Source organism: Paenibacillus sp. FSL K6-1318 (genome assembly GCF_037976905.1).
GTDB lineage: Bacteria > Bacillota > Bacilli > Paenibacillales > Paenibacillaceae > Paenibacillus > Paenibacillus amylolyticus_A.
This window is the reverse complement of sequence record NZ_CP150270.1, coordinates 2,906,882-2,925,816: the sequence shown is the minus strand read 5'-3', so window position 1 is coordinate 2,925,816 and position 18,935 is coordinate 2,906,882. Positions and strand designations below refer to the sequence as shown.

15 protein-coding genes are annotated in these 18,935 nt (G+C 44.7%); 4 read left to right on the top strand and 11 right to left on the bottom strand.

Going from position 1 to position 18,935, the window contains the following annotated elements:
- Window positions 1–55: 55 nt before the first annotated feature.
- The 5 genes from NYE45_RS13030 to NYE45_RS13010 all read right to left on the bottom strand — a co-directional run bounded on the left by NYE45_RS13030 (window position 56) and on the right by NYE45_RS13010 (window position 4,429).
- Window positions 56–637, bottom strand: a complete 582-nt coding sequence (locus tag NYE45_RS13030) for a GNAT family N-acetyltransferase (RefSeq protein ID WP_340016948.1) — start codon at window positions 635–637, stop codon at window positions 56–58.
- Window positions 638–682: 45 nt separating this feature from the next.
- Window positions 683–1,258: a GNAT family protein gene (locus NYE45_RS13025; RefSeq protein ID WP_340016947.1), complete on the bottom strand. Its 576-nt coding sequence runs from the start codon at window positions 1,256–1,258 to the stop codon at window positions 683–685.
- 163 nt (window positions 1,259–1,421) lie between these two features.
- Complete coding sequence (locus NYE45_RS13020; RefSeq protein WP_062834168.1) at window positions 1,422–1,721, bottom strand: hypothetical protein; 300 nt, start codon at window positions 1,719–1,721, stop codon at window positions 1,422–1,424.
- Window positions 1,722–1,862: 141 nt separating this feature from the next.
- A complete protein-coding gene (locus NYE45_RS13015; protein WP_340016946.1) occupies window positions 1,863–3,602 on the bottom strand; it encodes an ATP-binding cassette domain-containing protein in 1,740 nt (579 codons plus the stop codon).
- Window positions 3,587–4,429: an ATP-binding cassette domain-containing protein gene (locus NYE45_RS13010; RefSeq protein ID WP_340016945.1), complete on the bottom strand. Its 843-nt coding sequence runs from the start codon at window positions 4,427–4,429 to the stop codon at window positions 3,587–3,589. The genes NYE45_RS13015 and NYE45_RS13010 overlap by 16 nt, the downstream gene beginning before the upstream one ends.
- A 124-nt stretch (window positions 4,430–4,553) precedes the next feature.
- Between NYE45_RS13010 and NYE45_RS13005 the strand changes: the two genes are divergently transcribed.
- A complete protein-coding gene (locus NYE45_RS13005) occupies window positions 4,554–5,144 on the top strand; it encodes a biotin transporter BioY (RefSeq protein WP_340016944.1) in 591 nt (196 codons plus the stop codon).
- Window positions 5,145–5,244: 100 nt separating this feature from the next.
- Here the strand turns inward: NYE45_RS13005 and abc-f are convergent, their stop codons facing one another.
- The 5 genes from abc-f to NYE45_RS12980 form a co-directional block, all read right to left on the bottom strand.
- Window positions 5,245–6,714 (bottom strand): ABC-F type ribosomal protection protein, encoded by a 1,470-nt coding sequence (gene abc-f, locus NYE45_RS13000; protein WP_340016943.1) that lies wholly within the window; start codon window positions 6,712–6,714, stop codon window positions 5,245–5,247.
- 477 nt (window positions 6,715–7,191) lie between these two features.
- Window positions 7,192–9,075: a beta-glucoside-specific PTS transporter subunit IIABC gene (locus NYE45_RS12995; RefSeq protein ID WP_340016942.1), complete on the bottom strand. Its 1,884-nt coding sequence runs from the start codon at window positions 9,073–9,075 to the stop codon at window positions 7,192–7,194.
- A 211-nt stretch (window positions 9,076–9,286) separates the two neighbouring features.
- Entirely contained in the window at window positions 9,287–10,117 is an 831-nt protein-coding gene (locus NYE45_RS12990; RefSeq protein ID WP_076330948.1) for a PRD domain-containing protein, read from the bottom strand.
- Between the two features lie 424 nt (window positions 10,118–10,541).
- Window positions 10,542–11,984 carry a 6-phospho-beta-glucosidase gene (locus NYE45_RS12985; protein WP_340016941.1) on the bottom strand — a complete coding sequence of 481 codons (1,443 nt, stop codon included), beginning with the start codon at window positions 11,982–11,984 and terminating at the stop codon, window positions 10,542–10,544.
- 212 nt (window positions 11,985–12,196) lie between these two features.
- Window positions 12,197–12,967, bottom strand: a complete 771-nt coding sequence (locus tag NYE45_RS12980) for an SDR family NAD(P)-dependent oxidoreductase (RefSeq protein WP_340016940.1) — start codon at window positions 12,965–12,967, stop codon at window positions 12,197–12,199.
- Window positions 12,968–13,142: 175 nt separating this feature from the next.
- Here NYE45_RS12980 and NYE45_RS12975 point away from each other — a divergent pair, with 175 nt between their 5' ends.
- The 3 genes from NYE45_RS12975 to NYE45_RS12965 all read left to right on the top strand — a co-directional run bounded on the left by NYE45_RS12975 (window position 13,143) and on the right by NYE45_RS12965 (window position 16,740).
- Window positions 13,143–13,733 carry a TetR/AcrR family transcriptional regulator gene (locus NYE45_RS12975; protein WP_340016939.1) on the top strand — a complete coding sequence of 197 codons (591 nt, stop codon included), beginning with the start codon at window positions 13,143–13,145 and terminating at the stop codon, window positions 13,731–13,733.
- A 249-nt stretch (window positions 13,734–13,982) separates the two neighbouring features.
- Complete coding sequence (locus NYE45_RS12970) at window positions 13,983–15,713, top strand: cellulase family glycosylhydrolase (RefSeq protein WP_340016938.1); 1,731 nt, start codon at window positions 13,983–13,985, stop codon at window positions 15,711–15,713.
- A gap of 127 nt (window positions 15,714–15,840) precedes the next feature.
- On the top strand, window positions 15,841–16,740 hold the full coding sequence (locus NYE45_RS12965) for a manganese catalase family protein (protein ID WP_340016937.1): 900 nt from the start codon (window positions 15,841–15,843) through the stop codon (window positions 16,738–16,740).
- Between the two features lie 190 nt (window positions 16,741–16,930).
- Here the strand turns inward: NYE45_RS12965 and NYE45_RS12960 are convergent, their stop codons facing one another.
- The gene (locus NYE45_RS12960) at window positions 16,931–18,913 is read right to left on the bottom strand and encodes a sucrose-specific PTS transporter subunit IIBC (RefSeq protein WP_340016936.1); all 1,983 of its coding nucleotides are present in this window, start codon (window positions 18,911–18,913) and stop codon (window positions 16,931–16,933) included.
- Window positions 18,914–18,935: the final 22 nt, after the last annotated feature.

Here is an 18,935-nt window from a genome sequence, read left to right as displayed (position 1 = left end):
CTATGTTCTTATCCTGACATCATCACGTCAATACAACCATCTTGAGACAAATGCATTAAACATGACCTTGTTGCTTCCGCAGTTGGTAATGGTTATATTTTTCATCCTCGATCTCGATCGAGCTGACCGGTTCAAAATGACATTTCAGTATTACCTTATTGGATGCTTGATTGGTAATCAATGCGATGGCATTCAGTACCTCGACATTTGTATGCTCAAATAAATACTCCGTCATTCCTTTTACTGCCTGGGTTGTATAGCCACGGTTCCTGAAAACTTTCGAAATACCGTACATAATTTCCCGATTGGGTGCTGGCAGTTCATCCTTGATGCCCGAGCAGCACCATCCTATAAATTCATCATTTTCTTTGAGTACGATAGCCATACGCAAGTATAACTCTCCGATATCCTCTCCGGCCATCACAGCTTGTTTAAAACGCTGATTCTCAGGAATTTCATATTCGCGGAGCCACAGGGTCCTCTCTTCAATCGTAGCGTTCCATCCTGGTAGGAATTCATACACCTCAGGTTGCCACGTAATTTCCTGCAATTTCTCCAAATCCTCAAGTCGATACTCGCGCAAATAAATATCCTTGCAATCTATGATTAATTCATCGGTTTGTATGGGTTGATTCATAATGCCTCCTAAAATACATTTAATTTCAACTTATCCGCTCTTACTTCAAACAAGCCCTTCTTTAACCATAAACTCTTCTTTGGTTAATCCAAAAAGGATCAGATCCTGGTATTTTCCATCCGTATAGATCACCTGGCGACGCACACCTTCCTGGACACATCCAAGCTTTCTCATCATGGCTGAGGAAGGTTCATTGCCTTCAAGTACATAATCGTTGAATTTGTTAAGCCTCCACTCGAAGAAGGCATATTTCAGCAAGATTCGAACGGCTCTGGTTCCATAGCCTTTCCCGCGATGATCCCGGTCAATTTGAATGCCAATACTAAAGGTGCCGTTCCTTTCATCAATGCTGTTCAGATTCACACCTCCGACATTCTCACCATCCATATTCTCAATCGTGAACACGATCCGTCCTCTGTCCAGAGAAAAATCGGAAAAGGCTTCCGTAAATTTCTTCGCCTCCGCATTCGTAGGTGGCAGTTCTACTGCACACTCCAATAAACGACGGGCAGGTGTGTCAAAGCGATTATAATAATGATCTTCCCAATCTTCCTCACGCAAAGCATGCAATCTGATCTTATCATCCTGCCAGAAATAATGGCTATAATCGATCTCTCTCATTATGAATCCTCCGCATATTACACCAATTTTACTCCAAGCTACAAACATAATAACCCATAATGTGGAATTAGAGGAGATTTTATTTTAAACCACTCTAACGAAAATAGCCCCCGAACAGGACAAACCTGTTGGAGGCTACGCTCTACTTTATATCAAAATCTCATTACGATTCTTCCGGGTATTGAGGCTTGGATACGTTATCCGGAACCGTTTGGTCGAAGACATCCTGACCCGGGTAATCCCGTACCTCTCCTTCATGAAGCTCATGATTTTCATAATCAAAACGATGTGCAGACCGCTGATCCACCCGCCACGGAGAACTTTTCCCAAGAGACTCGGATAACAAAGATGAACCGTAAGGACCCTCCGGGAATTCTTCGAGTGTGATATCGTTTCGCTGCGATTCCACCGTAGACACATCAGTATATTCTTGCCGTTCTTCACGCAAAAACTTATCTTTCATCGTTCGTCCCTCCTGATCCACTTCAGATGATCAACGTACACTTATTGTGAGCGAGGTCAAACGCATTTATGCATGATTATTGGAAAACACTGCGTTTAAAGTTCTGATCCATCACCGGATCCATCACGATCATCATCGCCATCACCATTGGCGAATCCATACTAATAGTACAAAACCAATGAGACCAGCCATGCTAATCCAGGTATCGCGCTTGGACCATCCCAATAACGAAGAACGTGCTCCAAGCAAAGAGTTTTCTCGAACTTTACGCATTTCCATCGCAATGGTCATATCCTCTGCACGTTGGAACAGTGCCATTAACAAAGGAATGACCATCGGACCTAGGTCACGAATTCGCACGGTATTGGGTCTTAAAGCAGCCTTCCCACGTGCCCGAACGATCAGTGAGAATCGCTGCCACTCACTCCAGATCATCGGGATAAACCGAAAGATTAACGATACAGCAAGAGCAAACGAAGCTACGGGTAGCTTCATTTTTTTACCGATACCGAGTACCCAGTTCAGCCCTTCTACCATTCGGCCATAAGGCGTCGTCAGTGAAAACCACAGACTTGCCAAAGTAACGATAAACAAACGATATACATTCAGCAAAGTGCCCTCCGCCTGTGCCAGGGAAAAACCAAAGTGCAGACCGCCTGCTTCTGTTGAAAGGGTGGTTCCAGATAACGCCGTTGATATGAGGAAAAATAATAACAGTGGCTTCATTAATTTCATGCATCCAGCCAACGTCTGACGCGGAAGAACGGCAAGTGCGGCCACTACCGGCACCAGCGTTAACGTTAATCCCAGCCAGCGCTGTTGAAGCATCGCGGCGGTGACCAGCAAAATATACAAAATCCACTTCAGACGAGGATCCATTACGCCATATAATCCGGCTGAATGAGTCAAGGTGTTCGGAAGAAGTTTCGGATCTTCCCCTTCTATATTCTCAAGCACATCGCTCTGGGCAACCATATTCCCTATCCCAGACGCATCTATCGATTCGTTCTGAGCTCCCACCCCAACGGACGTGGACTGAACAATGCTTTCAGCCATCTCCTCTGGCGTCATCGCGGTAAAGGGCAGCTCAAGACCCGCTGCTCTGAACTGCTGCGCCAGTCTCATCGAAGGTGGCAGGCCGATCCCTGTCTGCTCCAGCAGTTCAGGCCTTTCGTGAAGTTGTCTCGGTGTGAGATCGGCGATTAGACGACCTCCCTGCAACAACAATACCCGATCCGCACAAGGCAAGAATGTATCCAGATCATGGGTTGCTACCACAACTCCACCACCTGCCAGACGATGTTGCTCCATTGCATCCAGCAACAGTTCGACACTTTGCGCTTCCAACCCGGCACTCGGCTCATCCAGCAGAAGCCAGTGTGGATTGGTCACACTTCCGAGAGCAAGTCCAAGCCTGCGCTTCTCGCCACCACTTAGTGCAAATGGCGACCTATCCAGATGAAATCGCCGTTCCAACTCCGGAGACACTGGCGGATCCCATTGGTTGAGTGCTTTTGTGATCTGCTCTTGTTGTTCGTTCTCGGAAAGTTGATAGGGACGCAGTGAATAGTTGAATTCACGCTGAATACTTCGGGCAAACAGTTGTTGCTCCGGAAATTGAAATACTAGCCCCATTTGCAATAAAATCGAGTGCGGCACTTTCCCTTCTTTCCAGAAAGGCGTACCATCCAATGTAATACTGCCTGCATCAGGAGGTTTCAGGCCAGCCAGTGTCTGTAGCAAAGTCGTTTTTCCCGAACCCGTACAGCCCAGTAGCAAGGTGATTTCCCCACTGTTTAACTGTATAGTCACATCTTCAAGCAGTGCACGTTTGCTCGAATCCGATGCTTCTATACGTATATTGGTTAATTCGATCTCCAACGTGCGACCTCCTTAGCCAATTGCTCGGGCCGCAGTGGCATGGCTTCTGGCCTCATGCCTTTGTGCTTGAGCAATAACGCAGTCTTTACAGTGAACGGAGGGTCTAACCCTAACCGATCACAAGCGGTTAGCTGCTCATTTTCTCCGGTGATTTTCTCATTCATCGCTGTTTTATAGAAAAAGGACTGCGGGTCCCCGTCGTACACACAGCGCCCTCGTTCGACAGCAATGATTCGATCACACAAGGTCGCCTCTTCCAGATGATGCGTTATCCAGATTACCGTTGTCCCCCGCTCGGTAATCTTCTGAACGATGGCCTCGATACGATCTCTTGCTCCCGGATCAAGCATGGCTGTCGGCTCATCCAGAATCAATACATCCGGTTTGGCCGCGAGCGCTACAGCAATGTTTAGCAGCTGTTTCTGTCCACCCGATAATTGCGAGATGGCCATCTCCGGCGGATAATGAAGTCCTACGGTATGTAATGCTTCCTGCCTGTGCTCCGATTGTTCTTCTACAGTATTCATTAATGGTGACAACGCAAAATGAAACTCCTCTTCAATCGTATCGCCCAGTACCTGTGCATCCGGTTGCTGCAATACACCCCGAACGGTAAGTTTATCCGAAATATTCCGTACTCCACCCGATAGCGGAGTGAATCCAATCAGTAGTCCAGCGAGCGTGCTTTTTCCACTACCATTCGCTCCTACAATACTAATCCATTCTCCTTGGTGCAGCGTAAGTGAAACCCCATCCAGCGCTTTTCTCAACTGGCCACCTTCGGAAGCATAATGCACTCGAACGTCCTCTAATATAATTATTGGCATGTTGCCTTGCATTGTAAATTAGTCCTTTCCCTTTCTATTGTTATGTGGTACGATCCTAATCGTTAACCACATTTATTTAATTGGTTAACAATCATATTACCAAAATGGAGAGGATTGTTCAAACATGAAATTATCTTTGCGAGGCATTGTATTCAGCGCACTTATGGCCGCAATTTTAGTACTTTTTGGTTACATAAGTATTCCCATTGGCTTCTCCCCTGTACCGATAACATTACAGACCTTGGCTGTCATGCTGGCTGGAGGATTACTTGGTCCACTTTATGGTTTTCTAAGCGTTACCATGGTTGTTCTGCTCACCGCTCTAGGTTTCCCATTACTGCACGGGACCGGAGGACTTGCAGTACTTCTTGGACCTACCGGAGGATATGTGATGATGTGGCCGATCTCGGCATTATTAATTGGATTGCTGCTTGCAAAAATTAACATCAAAGGTGTCACAGGATTCATTCTCGCTTTTATCATATTTGAACTGTTTGGTTCACTGCTCGTATATGTATCCGGGGTTCCTTGGCTTGCCTATGCATACAAAATGGACCTACCTGAGGCTATGATTCAAGGGTTTTATCCTTACATTATAGGCGATCTGATCAAAGCTGTATTTGCTGCGATTATCATTGCACCTGTGCGTATGGTTTTCCCCCCACAACGACTTACAGGTAACATGCATTCAACGGTTGTAAAAGCGGAGTCTTAATAGAAGCTACATAAGGTATCCGATCTGCCTATCTTTGAAAATGACAAAACCGCCAAAAGCACTTTGGCGGTTTTCGTTACTTCTTTTGCTCTATTCGTTATTATCTAGTCACCTGAAGCAATTGGCGCTCTGTAATCTGAAATTGTTGATCCGCTGTATTTTCAATAAACCTCTGATCATGAGATATATACAAAATGGTCCCCTCATACGCCTTGATAAAACGCTCCAACGCTTCCAATGCATGCATATCAAGAAAATTCGTCGGCTCATCCAACAATAGAATGTTATATTGTCCAAGAAACAAGTGACATAATTGAAGACGAATCGCTTCCCCTCCACTTAATGTACCAACATTCTTAAGCAGGTCATTACCAGTGAATTGCATCGCGTGCAACGCACTTCTAAGCTCTGATTCCTCATATTCCGAACGATTTTTCAGGAATTGTAATACGGTCTCTTTTGTCGTGAAACGATAGCTCATTTGCTGAAAATAACCAAGCTTCGCTTTTGGAGACATCGTGATGTGATCTCCAGCATGGAAAACATGGTTAAGCAATGTGCTTTTCCCACTGCCATTGGCTCCGGTTATCGCTATTTTTTGTTTTAATGGAATTTGAAAACTTACACTCTCCAACAATACGTTACCTTCCACCTCAAGCGTAAGGCGATCTGCCATAATCGGAAAGCGGTTATGCAGCTCCAGTGTTTTCGGTTGACGGAAGATAATCGGCCGATCCTCTTGTACCGCTTTTACCTCATGAAGTTGTTGCATACGCTGTTCAATCGCTTTAGCTGCGCGGTGTACCGCTTTTTGACTGGTGCCTTTGGATTTGGTTTCAACCATACGGTTTGTTTTTGCCTTGGATTCTTTTTTGGACATGCTTCCAGCCTGTGTTATTTTCTCGGCTTTCTTCATCTTTTCCCTGGCGGCCAGCTCCAATCGTCTTTTCTCCTTGGAGAATTGTTCATGGGCCTGATTCTGCTGTTCACGCTCCAGTCTTTTCTGTGCCTGATAGTCACTATAATTGCCGGAATAGACGTGAACCTCTCCCTGATGAATTTCCCAGATCGTGGTTACAAGCTCATCCAGAACTGCACGATCATGACTGATCAGCACAAGCGCCCCATAGTAATAACGCAATTCATCCAGTAAGAACACAATGCCCTCTTGATCCAGATGGGTTGTTGGTTCATCCAGCAACAATACTTCGTGGTAATGAGTGAACATTTGAGCCAGTTTCATACGGGTCTGTTCTCCGCCACTCCATGGTTGATCATGTTGAGGTATGGCTAATTTACTCAGTAAAGCCCCGTCAACTTCCAGATTTCCATTAGCCTGGGGTGGTTCCACTTGTTCCAAATAGCCAAACTCCGCGTACCTTTTCACCTTTCCGGCTGTCGGCTGGATCTGTCCTGCAATGAGTTTCAACAACGTACTTTTACCCTGACCATTACCACCCACTATACCGATGCGATCCAGTTGATGAACAGCCAGTCGCTCAATATTCAGTACTGTTTTATCCATATAGGTCATCTCAACCTGTTCTAATTCAAAACATATCTTTTCCATATTCGCTACCTCCGAAATAAGATTTATTTCGTATCGATAGCGAAGCACGCTTCTATCGATACGAGCTGATCGTGCCAGCTCGTATCAATAGAACAGTAACGTCATCATAGCGGTACCTCCTATAATTTGTATTGAAACCCTTACCTAATTAAAAATAGTCATAAGAAAACAAAAAATCACAGGCAAGGGCCTGTGATTCAATGTAAACGAGAAAACGAGTGTAACACTTATTTTAAGGTCAGATGTTTGAAAATGACAGACTGATCCCGTTTACTCTGAACCAATGGTCAGAGCCTTTGAACGTATTCTATTACCGATTCAAAGGAAGGAAACGCAGTCTCATCGCATGTGTCATATTCAATAATCCACCTTTCATTATCATGTATAGATGTACAATTCTAATTATAATTTTCCAATTCCACCATGTCAACGGAACCATGAAAACTCTAAAGTATCGAATTTGTATCTATTCTTATTTTATTCCTGTCCCTTTCCGCTGTACAACTTCAATAACAGCTCCTGGCTATGAACATTGCCTTTAGCCTGCGGAATGACTTCCTCGTAGTTGGCGGAATTCGTTACGATAATCGGCGTTACCGTGTGATAACCAGCAGCCTTAATCTGTGCAATATCGAATTCAAGCAACAGATCTCCCGCTCGGACGCGGTCCCCTTCTTTGATATGAGAGGTAAAATGCTGACCGTCCAATTTGACGGTATCGACTCCGACGTGAACCAATATTTCAGCACCCGTGTCTGACACAACTGCCAAGGCATGTTTTTTCTTGAATGCAACGGTAACTGTACCATCAAAAGGTGCTACGACTCTACCTACAGCTGGCTCAATCGCGATTCCTTTACCCATTGCTCCGGATGCAAACGCCGGATCTGGAACTTCTGACAATTCCACAATTGTTCCTTCAATTGGGCTAAATACAACTTCGTCTGAGGCATCCGCTGCACGAACAGATTGCTCGGTAGATGCAGCAGATTCGGTTTTTGTTTCTTCTTCAACTGGATCTTTGAAACCCATGATGTATGTCAGTACAGCCGAGACGACAAAGGATACTACGATACCCAGAATCAATCCTGGGAAGCCTTGTCCACCTGGTCCGTAGAAGATTGGCAAGGTCAGCAAACCCGGTGCGCCGGACGCAAATGCTAATGTGCCCGCTTGACCAATGATAGCTCCACCAACTGCACCACCGATAACTCCTGCAATGAATGGACGTTTAAGTGGTAATGTTACCCCATAGATGGCCGGTTCCGTAATACCGAACAAAGCCGTCAATGTGGATGATCCCGCTAATGTTTTCAGTTTTTTGTTCTTGGTTTTCAGCATAACCCCAAAAGCAGCACCCGTTTGAGCAAAGATTGAAGCTGTCGCAGCTGGTTTAACCCCATCCTGTCCATACACGGCAACGTTGTTGATAAATACGGGAATCAGACCCCAGTGTATTCCGAAGATAACGAGCAGCTGCCAGCTTGCACCCATAACGGCTCCAGCGAGCAATGGACTAAATCCAAATGCGGCAACGAGTCCCGCTGCAATTGCATTACCAACGTAGACACCAAATGGTCCGAATACCAACAGTGTCAGTGGTACCATAATCACTAGCAAAAATAATGGCGTAACAAAGTTTTTCACACTATCGTGAAGTGTTTTATTAAAGAACTTTTCCAACTTGCTCATGACGATGACAGCTAAAATGATAGGAATAACTGTAGATGAATAGTTCATCAAAATGACAGGGATGCCGAAGAAATCCGTTGGTGTTCCCTCTGATTTCAACGTGACGATGGACGGATAGATCAGTGCTCCTGCAATCGTCATCGCGACAAACATATTTCCCTGGAATTTACGTGCTGTTGTAACCGCTAACAACAGAGGCAGGAAGTAGAATAGACTATCTGCTGCTGCATACAGGATCGTATATGTTGTTTCTGTCGTTTCCAGCCATCCGATATTGCTTGCAATCAACAATAACCCTTTTAGAATACCCGCTCCCGCCATAACACCCAGAAGTGGTGCAAAAATGCTGGATATGATATCGATAATCCCCCCGAGCCCTTTGGCTGCTTTGCGAGGTTTTTCTTTATCTGACGAATCGTCCAGAATGTTACTAATCTGTCCAATGGCACTATAGACTTCAGGCACCTTGTTACCAACAACCACCTGGAACTGTCCTCCATTTTCTTTGACTGCGATGATGCCTTCTGTTTTCTCCAGTTTGGCTTTGTCTGCCTTGGCATCGTCCTTCAATACAAACCGCAATCGTGTTGCACAATGCACCAGTGATTCCACATTTTTCTCACCGCCGACCAGTTCTACAATCTCTTTGGCCAGTTTCTCTTGACTCATGATCTGCACCCCCACTTTTTCTCAAACAGGCTCTTTACCGAATTTTTTGCACGCAAAAAACCTAAGCCTTGAGCAAGGGGACACAATGGTCCTGACCTTCTCATGACTTAGGTTTTGCCTGCATAACCAGTAACAATCCCAGTTAAATCGTATTCAATTCCTGTTAATCACATATTATTATAATTAAACCATTTTTGTCAACATTTAAATATTATCGATTAACCACCCGTTCGATATGAACCGTCAGATACAATTTTTCTTCATTGGTCAACTCATGGTTGTATTCCTTTTTGACAAACAACTCAATTTTCTCCGTACACGCTGCGGCATCCGGATGTTTTTCCTTAATCATGTCATAGAAATGATCATAGTTGTTGTCGTAATGCGTACCACTGAGCACACGCTGGGAGAAGAACTTCAGGTGTGTGATAAAGCGAAAATAACTGAGAGAGTCCTCATCAAATTCCATTTTGAAATGATATTTCGCTATATTAATAATCTGCTGGATAAACTTCGTAATATTCATCGTTGTAATAACTTCTTCGTTCATCTCTGCGTTGACAATATGAAGAGCAATATAAGCCGCTTCATCGGTTGGAAGCTCAATATTCATTCGAGTGTTGATCTGTTCCAGCGTCCTCAGGCCAAGTCCGAACTCGGGCTTGTACAATTGCTTGATCTCCCACATTAATGCGTTCTTGATCTCCACACCTTCCCGATAGCGTTCAATCGCAAAGTTAATATGATCCGTAAGGGATACATAAATGTTCTCATTCAACTTTCGTCCCAGATTTTCACGCGCATACGTGATGATCTCCTCCACAATTTCAATCAGTTCCATCGGAACTTCGCGCAGTAGCATTTTGAAATTATCGGATGTCTGTTTGTTTTTCAATGCAAATACTTTCTGGATACGGGTCTCGTCTACTTTATCCCCCGGCTTTTTCTTAAAGGCAATCCCACGCCCCATCACCACAAGCTCTGCTCCATCTGCTTGATAGATGCTAATGACGTTATTGTTGATAACCTTTGCTATTTTCACTTCAATCCCCCCGTCACGTTCCACTCTCTTGGCAGTTATACATCGTCTTTTGGGCATACAAAAAAAACCTGAAGCATCACAAAATAAACAAGACATGGTGGTCTGCTTTTTTTGGTGCTTAGGTTTTGCCTACTTCGTGTAGTAACAATCCCAGAAACGATATATTTGCGTCAAGTATAGCGCGAACCTGACTATATGTCAACGCTTTCAATGTGAGTACAATCGGAAGTCCCATGGTTATATAAATTGAACTAGAGAATAGTTACACTAGCTACTCCGATGACAGAACAACCTTCCGATCGGTGTTATCTCCAGCTTTTTTCTGTCCTCTCCGTTTTGTGTAAATGTTTAGTTCAATTTATATAGATGAAACTTCCGATGTTTTATTGCCGTATAAAACCATTTTAATGCAGAAAAATATAAACTACTCGTCACCCAGATTCGTTCCGTTGGATTCGATTACATTTTTGTACCACTCAAAACTTTTCTTCTTCAGTCGTGTCAGCTCACCTTGACCTTCATTATTACGATCCACGTAAATGTAGCCATAACGTTTTCTCATCTCACCTGAGGATGCACTTACAATATCAATAGGTCCCCAGCTGGTGTAACCGATGATGTTAACCCCATCCTGAATGGCCTCACCCATTTCAGCTACATGTCGTTTCAAGTAGTCAATCCGGTACGCATCATCCACTTCACCTTCCGGTGTAACCACGTCATTGGCACCAAATCCATTCTCAACAACAAACAGTGGCTTCTGATAACGGTCATGCAGTTGATTGGCGGTAATGCGGAACCCTTTGGGATCAATCGTCCAACCCCACTCGGACTTCGCCAGATATGGATTCGCTACCGAGCCAAATACATTACCGCTGGTCATATTTTTGATGACTTCCGGATCGGTACTGGTTGTACGACTAGAATAGTAGCTGAACCCGATATAATCTACGGTATGATTCTTCAAGATTTCCGCATCACCCGGCTGCATAACGATGTTCAATTCGTGGTCCTTGAAGAAACGTTTGGCGTAACCCGGATATTCCCCACGGGACTGCACATCGATGAAGAAATAGGACTCTCTGTCTTTTTCCATACCCTGGAACACATCTTCCGGATTACAGGTATACGGATAGAAGCTTCCTGCCGCAAGCATACAACCGATCATGGCACCAGGAATAATCTCATGACACGCCTTGACTGCAAGTGCACTTGCAACCAGTTGATGATGAGCAGCCTGATATTGAATTTCCTTGATGTTATCCCCTTCATTGAACGCCAGCCCCGCCCCAAGGAAAGGAAGATGTAGCAGCATGTTGATCTCATTGAAAGTCATCCAGTATTTCACCTTGTCTTTGTATCGAGTGAATACCGTAGCAGCATAAGTCTCGAATAACGTTACCAGTTCACGACTTCTCCAGCTGCCGTACTTCTCAATCAGATGCACAGGCACATCAAAGTGAGCCAATGTAACCACAGGTTCAATGCCGTTCTTCAACAATTCATCAAATAGGCTATCGTAAAATTGCAATCCTGCTTCATTCGGCTGCGCATCTTCTCCTGTTGGGAAAATCCGTGCCCAGGCAATGGAGACACGCAGTGCTTTGAATCCCATTTCTGCAAATAGAGCAATATCTTCAGGGTAACGGTGATAGAAATCGATCGCTTCATGCGAAGGATAGAACTCGGTAGCGAGCGGTGTAAAAGCTGGAACATTTCCTTTCATAATGCTTCTGCGGTTCTCTCCGGTCGGCAGCAAGTCAACGATACTCAGCCCTTTGCCATCTTCCAGATACGCGCCCTCCGCCTGATTGGCAGCAATGGCTCCACCCCACAGAAAGTCTTTAGGAAATTTAAAATTCGTCATCATCATTCTCCTTCCAAATATGTAACTCATCTATCCGCTCAAATCGCAAGAAATATTAAAAAGACAAAATAGAAAAAACCCGAACCAGCCTGGGTACACGATTACGTGTAAACAAGCCAGCTCAGGTTATGCCCATATCGGTAACATTCCCAGATCACAATTATGCGGATTGGATAAAAGATTAACAAGAATTAGAACAATTGTCAATTGGATTAACGGGATGTATACCCTGCGTCTGCGTGAATCGTTGTTCCAGTAATATAAGATGATGCATCGGATGCCAACCACAGACTGGCTTGAGCGATTTCGTCAGGCTGTCCAAAACGATTAAGTAGACTTAACTGCGGTGCGTACTCCTCAGCTGTAAAACCGAATTGATCCAAAGCCCCCCGAAGCATCGGTGTATCAATCGCTCCTGGCGCAACATTATTCACTCGAATGTTATGTGGTCCGTTTTCCATCGCAGCCACTTTGGTCATGCCAACCACACCATGTTTGGCAGCAACATACGCGATATTGTTTGGTTGTGGCCGGAATCCGCTTACAGAAGAAATGTTAATAATGGAGCCGCCCTTGCCTTGTTTCAGCATTTGCTGAAGTTCATATTTCATACATAGGGCAGTACCTGTAAGATCAACTGAAATCAAACGCTGCCAGTAGGCTTCGTCAAATTCTGCTGCTGGCTTATCATCTGGAGTAAGAGCGGCATTATTCACGGCCACGTCCAGTTGTCCATACGTTTCGACTGCAAATTTCACCATGGCCTGTACTTCTTCAGACTTGGAGATATCGACCTTCACGAAAGCGGATTCACCTTCAGCCGCACGAATAGCTTCAGCTACAGCCTGCCCCTTTTCTTCGTTAAAATCAGCAACGATAACCTTTGCTTTGGCCTCGGCAAAAAGTCTGGCAGTTGCTTCACCCATGCCCATGGCTGCACCAGTAACAATAGCTACTTTTCCTTCTAATACGGGAAATGTCATATGAATACCTCCAATAATATTAATTTTAAACAATCCTCAATATATCTATAACAGGGGCCTTATTCAATCCGTAATGTACCCGGATTTGTATGTTAATGTACAAATCATCCCTTCTTGTATACCAAGTTGCAGAAATGGCTTATATGAAGGATACTGTTAACGAGGTGACATGATAATGACAGATCGGTTAGACAAACGCGTCCTGCGCTCTACATCGGATATCAAAGAAACGTTTATGAAGTTGCTTTTTCAAAAACCGTTTCATCAGATATCCATCTCTGAAATTGTGCGGGAGGCCAACTATAATCGGGGCACATTCTATTCCAATTTTGCAACCAAAGAGGATCTGCTAAAAGAGGTTATTCAGGATGTATTACAGGAATTCATTCAACAAATTAAAAATCCCTACAGATCCATATCCAAAGTGAATTTGAAAGAAATGCATACCGAGGACATTACGTTGTTTATGTATTTAAAGGAACAAGCCGCATTATACAAATTGTTACTTAGCGATCACATTCAGGTCGATTTCCGTTATCAAATGGCACGAGTCATCGAAGATTTGTTTGTCGCTGAATACGAATATGAGCTTGCTGAAGGATCACCAATCGATCCCAAATGGCTATATATCTACCGGGCGCATGGAGTCGCGGGTCTTATAATTCGCTGGATTGAAGAGGATTTTCCAACCACCCCACAGTATATGAACAAACAGATTGTAGAGCTAATGCTCTTATCAACGGAAACGTTTCATGTGAAAAATTAAGTCACGTTTATGAGATATGATATTCCAAAATGATCATAACCACTAATTTCCACATGATTTTTCTCCAAATTATGCAGGTATTGTCCAAAATTAAATCATGATATAGTAAATTACGAAAACGCTTTCAGTACATAAATCGGTGGTGATTCCAGTATTAAACAAGTAGTTTTTTGTTTGCGTTGAGCTCTATTTTCACTCCTGCTTAACAGCTATTCAAGTTCAACCATTCTATCTGATAAGGAGACTATATTGATGAAAAAAAACCGTAAACCGGTCCTCTCTCTTACACTTGTAACTGCCATGATTCTGTCTCTGTTCTCTTCGGCTATGGCTTCCGCTGCAACTGACAATAGTGAACAGGCCAGTACCTCAGCTGCGCCAAGCAAAATGCAGGCCTACGTGAACGCCATGGAGCCGGGATGGAATCTGGGTAACTCTCTGGATGCCGTTGGTGAAGATGAAACTGCCTGGGGCAACCCGCGCATTACAAAGGAACTGATTCAATCAATCGCAGATGAGGGTTACAACAGTATCCGTATCCCTGTGACCTGGGAAGCCCACATCGGTGATGCACCCGACTACACAATTGATTCCGCTTACATGAACCGGGTTCAAGAAGTAGTAAACTGGGCCCTCGATGCCGATCTCTATGTCATGATCAATCTTCACCATGATTCCTGGCGTTGGATCAGTTACATGGAGAAAGACCATGACAACGTGCTTGCACGTTACAACGCTGCTTGGACTCAGATTGCAGACAAGTTCAAAGATGCACCCGATAAGCTCATGTTCGAAAGTGTTAACGAACCACGTTTCTCTGAAGGCGGCACAACAGATGCAGCGATTGGATATCGCATGCTGGACGAGTTGAATACTTCTTTTCACAAGATCGTAAGAACTTCCGGTGGAAACAACGAGACACGTCCACTTGTGCTTCCAACGATGCATACCTCTTCCGCTCAACCTGATCTGGATGAACTGAATAAGACCATTCAGAAATTGAATGACACCAATATTATTGCAACCGTTCACTATTACGGGTTCTGGCCATTCAGTGTGAACATCGCAGGTAACACCACGTATAACGAAGAAGTACAAAAAGACATTACCGATACATTCGATCGGGTATACAATGCTTTTACAGCTAAAGGTATCCCAGTGATCGTTGGTGAGTATGGCTTGCTTGGATTTGATCAGCACACAGGTGTCATTGAGCAAGGCGAAAAGCTGAAATTCTTCGAATTCGTTGGACATTACCTGCGTCAAAAACAGATGGCAACGATGTTATGGGACAATGGGCAGCATTTCGGACGCACAAGCTTTACTTGGTCTGACCAAGAATTATTCAATACGATGCAAGCCAGCTGGACTGGTCGATCATCCACAGCTGAAACGGACCTCGTATATCTTAAACAAAATGAAGCCATCCAAGATAAAAAAGTAAAACTTAATCTGAATGGCAACAAATTCAATTCTTTGAAGAATGGCAATACGCCTCTTGTCAGAGGTAAAGACTATACGATCAGAAAAGATGTACTTACGTTAAAATCCAACCTGTTAACCAAATTGACAGCCGCTGGTGATTTAGGTGTAAATGCCACACTCACAGCAGGATTCAACCAAGGTGCCGACTGGAACTTCAATATCATTAAATATGACACGCCTACGTTGAGCGATGGGACTGGTACGACCAGTGCATTTGCCATTCCGACTACGTTTAACGGCAATCAACTCGCTACCATGGAAGCGACATATGCAAACGGAGAAAACGCCGGTCCACAGAACTGGACTTCGTTCAAAGAGTTCTCCTATACATTTAGCCCAGATTACGATCGTAATGTGATTGAGCTGAAACCAAACTTCTTCAATGAAACCAATGATGGCGAAGTCACCCTTAAGTTCCACTTCTGGAACGGAGATGTTGTTACGTACAAAATCACGAAAAATGGAACCAGCGTTGTTGGCGTAGCTTCCAAATAAGAACTCATCTAACGTTCTGCTCAGAGCCTAAAGCTCTGGCAGAACGTTTTTTGTTTCACAAATGATCGAATAACGTACAAGTAACCCTTCATACTTTTACAGTAACTAGGATTGAGGGGGAAATGTCATGTTTAAGCGTGTAGACCGTCTTGCCATCGAACTGCCCATATCGAATAATCCAGACCCCAATGGAGCTAGTGCGGTTCAGGAGTTACTGGGTGGAAAGTTCGGGGAAATGTCAACGTTGAATAATTATATGTTTCAATCTTTCAATTTCAGAGGCGGGTCCAAGCTACGTCCCTTCTACGATATCGTCGCCAGTATAACCGCCGAAGAATTCGGCCATGTCGAACTTGTTGCCAATACGATTAACCTGATGCTTGAGGGTTCCACTTCACCAGGCGCCCCGGACTCCACCCCGCTGCGTGTAGGCAAAGATGCACGTATGACTTCACATTTTATCGAATCGGCCCAGACAGCGCTGCCTTATGACTCCATGGGAAGACCCTGGAATGGCTCGTACGTCGTGAGCAGTGGCAATCTGATCTTCGACTTGCTGCATAATTTCTTTCTTGAATGCGGAGCCAGGACGCACAAAATGAGAGTCTACGAAATGACGGACAACAAGACAGCCCGTGAAATGACAGGTTATCTGCTTGTTCGTGGAGGTGTGCATGTTCTGGCCTATGCCAAGGCATTGGAGATTGCAACGGGTGTGGATGTAACGAAGATGTTCCCTATTCCGCGACTGGATAACAAAGCTTTTGAAACGACACGAAAATGGGAAGCGATGGGCGAGCACCGCAGGCTGTACACGTTTAGTGACAAGGATTATCAGGGCATTGCCCAGATCTGGAAAGGAGTACATCCAACCGATGGTGGAAAACTGGAGGCTTTTGCCGGCTTGCCGGGTTATGGAGGGCCAGTACCTGAGTTGCCGGATCTGCCGGAAGAATTTGCGCCAGGGATATCCGCGGAAGATCTGATGCAGATTGCAGAACGATTGAAACGGCATGCTGGTCTGTAGGCCCAAGATTGACGTTTGTTTCTTCATAGGCGTGGATTGGATAACTTTAAAATAATGATGCTACCTTGCGCGCTAACTCACTTGGATTGGTTAGATTACCAATGAGCTGTTTCTTTGATTTCATACGAGTGTACACAAAAAAAGGGAAACGGGAGAGATGAATCTCTACCATTTCCCTTATAACGTGCCATTATTGTGGTTCAGTAAATTTTACGACCAGTACTGCTTCCCCATTCGCTTGAACATGACCTGTTGACGTTGCTGTAACGGTCGCTATGGTTTCATTTCCGCTTGGAATCAGCACAGGTGTTATCACCGGCAGACCCGCAGCCTGAATGACATCCATGTCGAATTCAATCAACAATTGTCCTGCAGTTACACGATCTCCGCTATTCACATGTGCGGTAAAACCGTGTCCTTTCAGTCCAACCGTATTAATTCCGATATGAACCAGCATCTGTACACCTGTCTCATGCTCCAGAATCACCGCATGTTTACTCTTGTTCATGACATGTGCGATGACACCGTCAAATGGTGCATACACTTTACCTTCTGATGGCTCAATGGCAATGCCCTCACCCATGTGTTTTTCCGAAAATGCAGGGTCAGGAACCTGCTCCAGAGCAACAAGGGTACCGTTCATTGGCGAAGCGATTTCGAGTAAATCTACCCTAGGACGATTGCTTGTAATCACATTTTTAGTTGAATCGACTTGTGAATTAGAATCCACACTATTAACTTCAGCTGATGACGTTCCACTGTTGTCATGGCTCACCGATTCCTCTGCAACCGGTTGATCCTTATATCCGAAGAACCAAGTAAGTGCAAAAGCAATGGCCATGGCAACCACGTTGGACAAGATGTACAATGGCAGTTGGCTATTCAGATAGAGCAATGTACCGGGAATAACCGTTACAGCCATACCTGTACCCTGCAGATGGAACAGGGAAGCGATGAAACCACCTACACCACCACCAACCAGTCCCATAATAAATGGTTTCATATAACGCAAGTTAACACCGAAAATAGCTGGCTCGGTAATGCCCAGAAATGCGGACAAAGACGAAGGTAACGCGAGTGCTTTGAGTTTCATATTTTTGGTCTTCAGACCGACTGCGAGACAAGCTGCTCCTTGTGCTGCCATGGCACAGGTAATGATGGCGTTGAACGGATTGAATCCCGTTTTCTCCAGCAATTGAATCTCCAGGAAATTAAAGATGTGATGCACACCGGTAACGACAATAATCTGATGGAAGAAACCAATGATGATACCTGCGATGCCAAACGGAAGATCCAATACGGCAGTTGTTCCATGCAGCACCCACTCTTCTAGGGAATGGAACACAGGACCAATCGCGAATAGTCCAAGCGTAATCATGACGGTTAACGTAATAAAAGGAGTCAAAATTAAATCCAATGCCTCGGGCACTCGTCTTCTTAGAACCTTCTCGAACTTAGCTCCAATCAAACCAACGAAGAATGCAGGTAGAACGGATCCCTGATACCCCACGACAGGTATGAAGCCGAACATATGCAGCGGCTGTGCTGATCCATCTGCCACCGCGTAAGCATTCGGTAATGCCGGATTGACCAGCATTAGCCCCAGTACGATACCGAGTACAGGACTTCCGCCGAATACACGGAACGCGGACCATGCCACAAGTGCAGGTAAGAATGCAAAGGCCGTATCCGTCAGAATCTGAGTGAATAACAGGAAATTAGGCGAGATATCATCAGGTGTTGCACCGAACAACGCCAGAATCTCATTCTGAGTAAGTAATCCGCGCAAGCCCATGAACAAACCTGTGGCAACCAGCACCGGAATAATGGGTACAAATACGTCACCAAACGTACGGACAGCCCGCTGAAAAGCGTTTCCTTCCTTTTTCCCCTGACTCTTCACATCATCCTTGGACGATCCTTCGATTCCCAGCTTCTCGACCTCTTCAAAGATTCGATTCACCGTTCCCGTACCGAAGATAATCTGATATTGACCTGAGTTGAAAAAAGCACCTTTCACCTTCTCGATATTCTCGACCGTTTTCTGATCAATCTTCTCTTTATCCTTCACCATGATCCGAAGACGGGTTGCACAATGTGCAAAAGATGCGATATTCTCTTTGCCCCCGATGGCATGTATGACTTCCTGGGCAATGCGTTGATTCTCCGACATGTTATCTCATTCCTCTCACGTA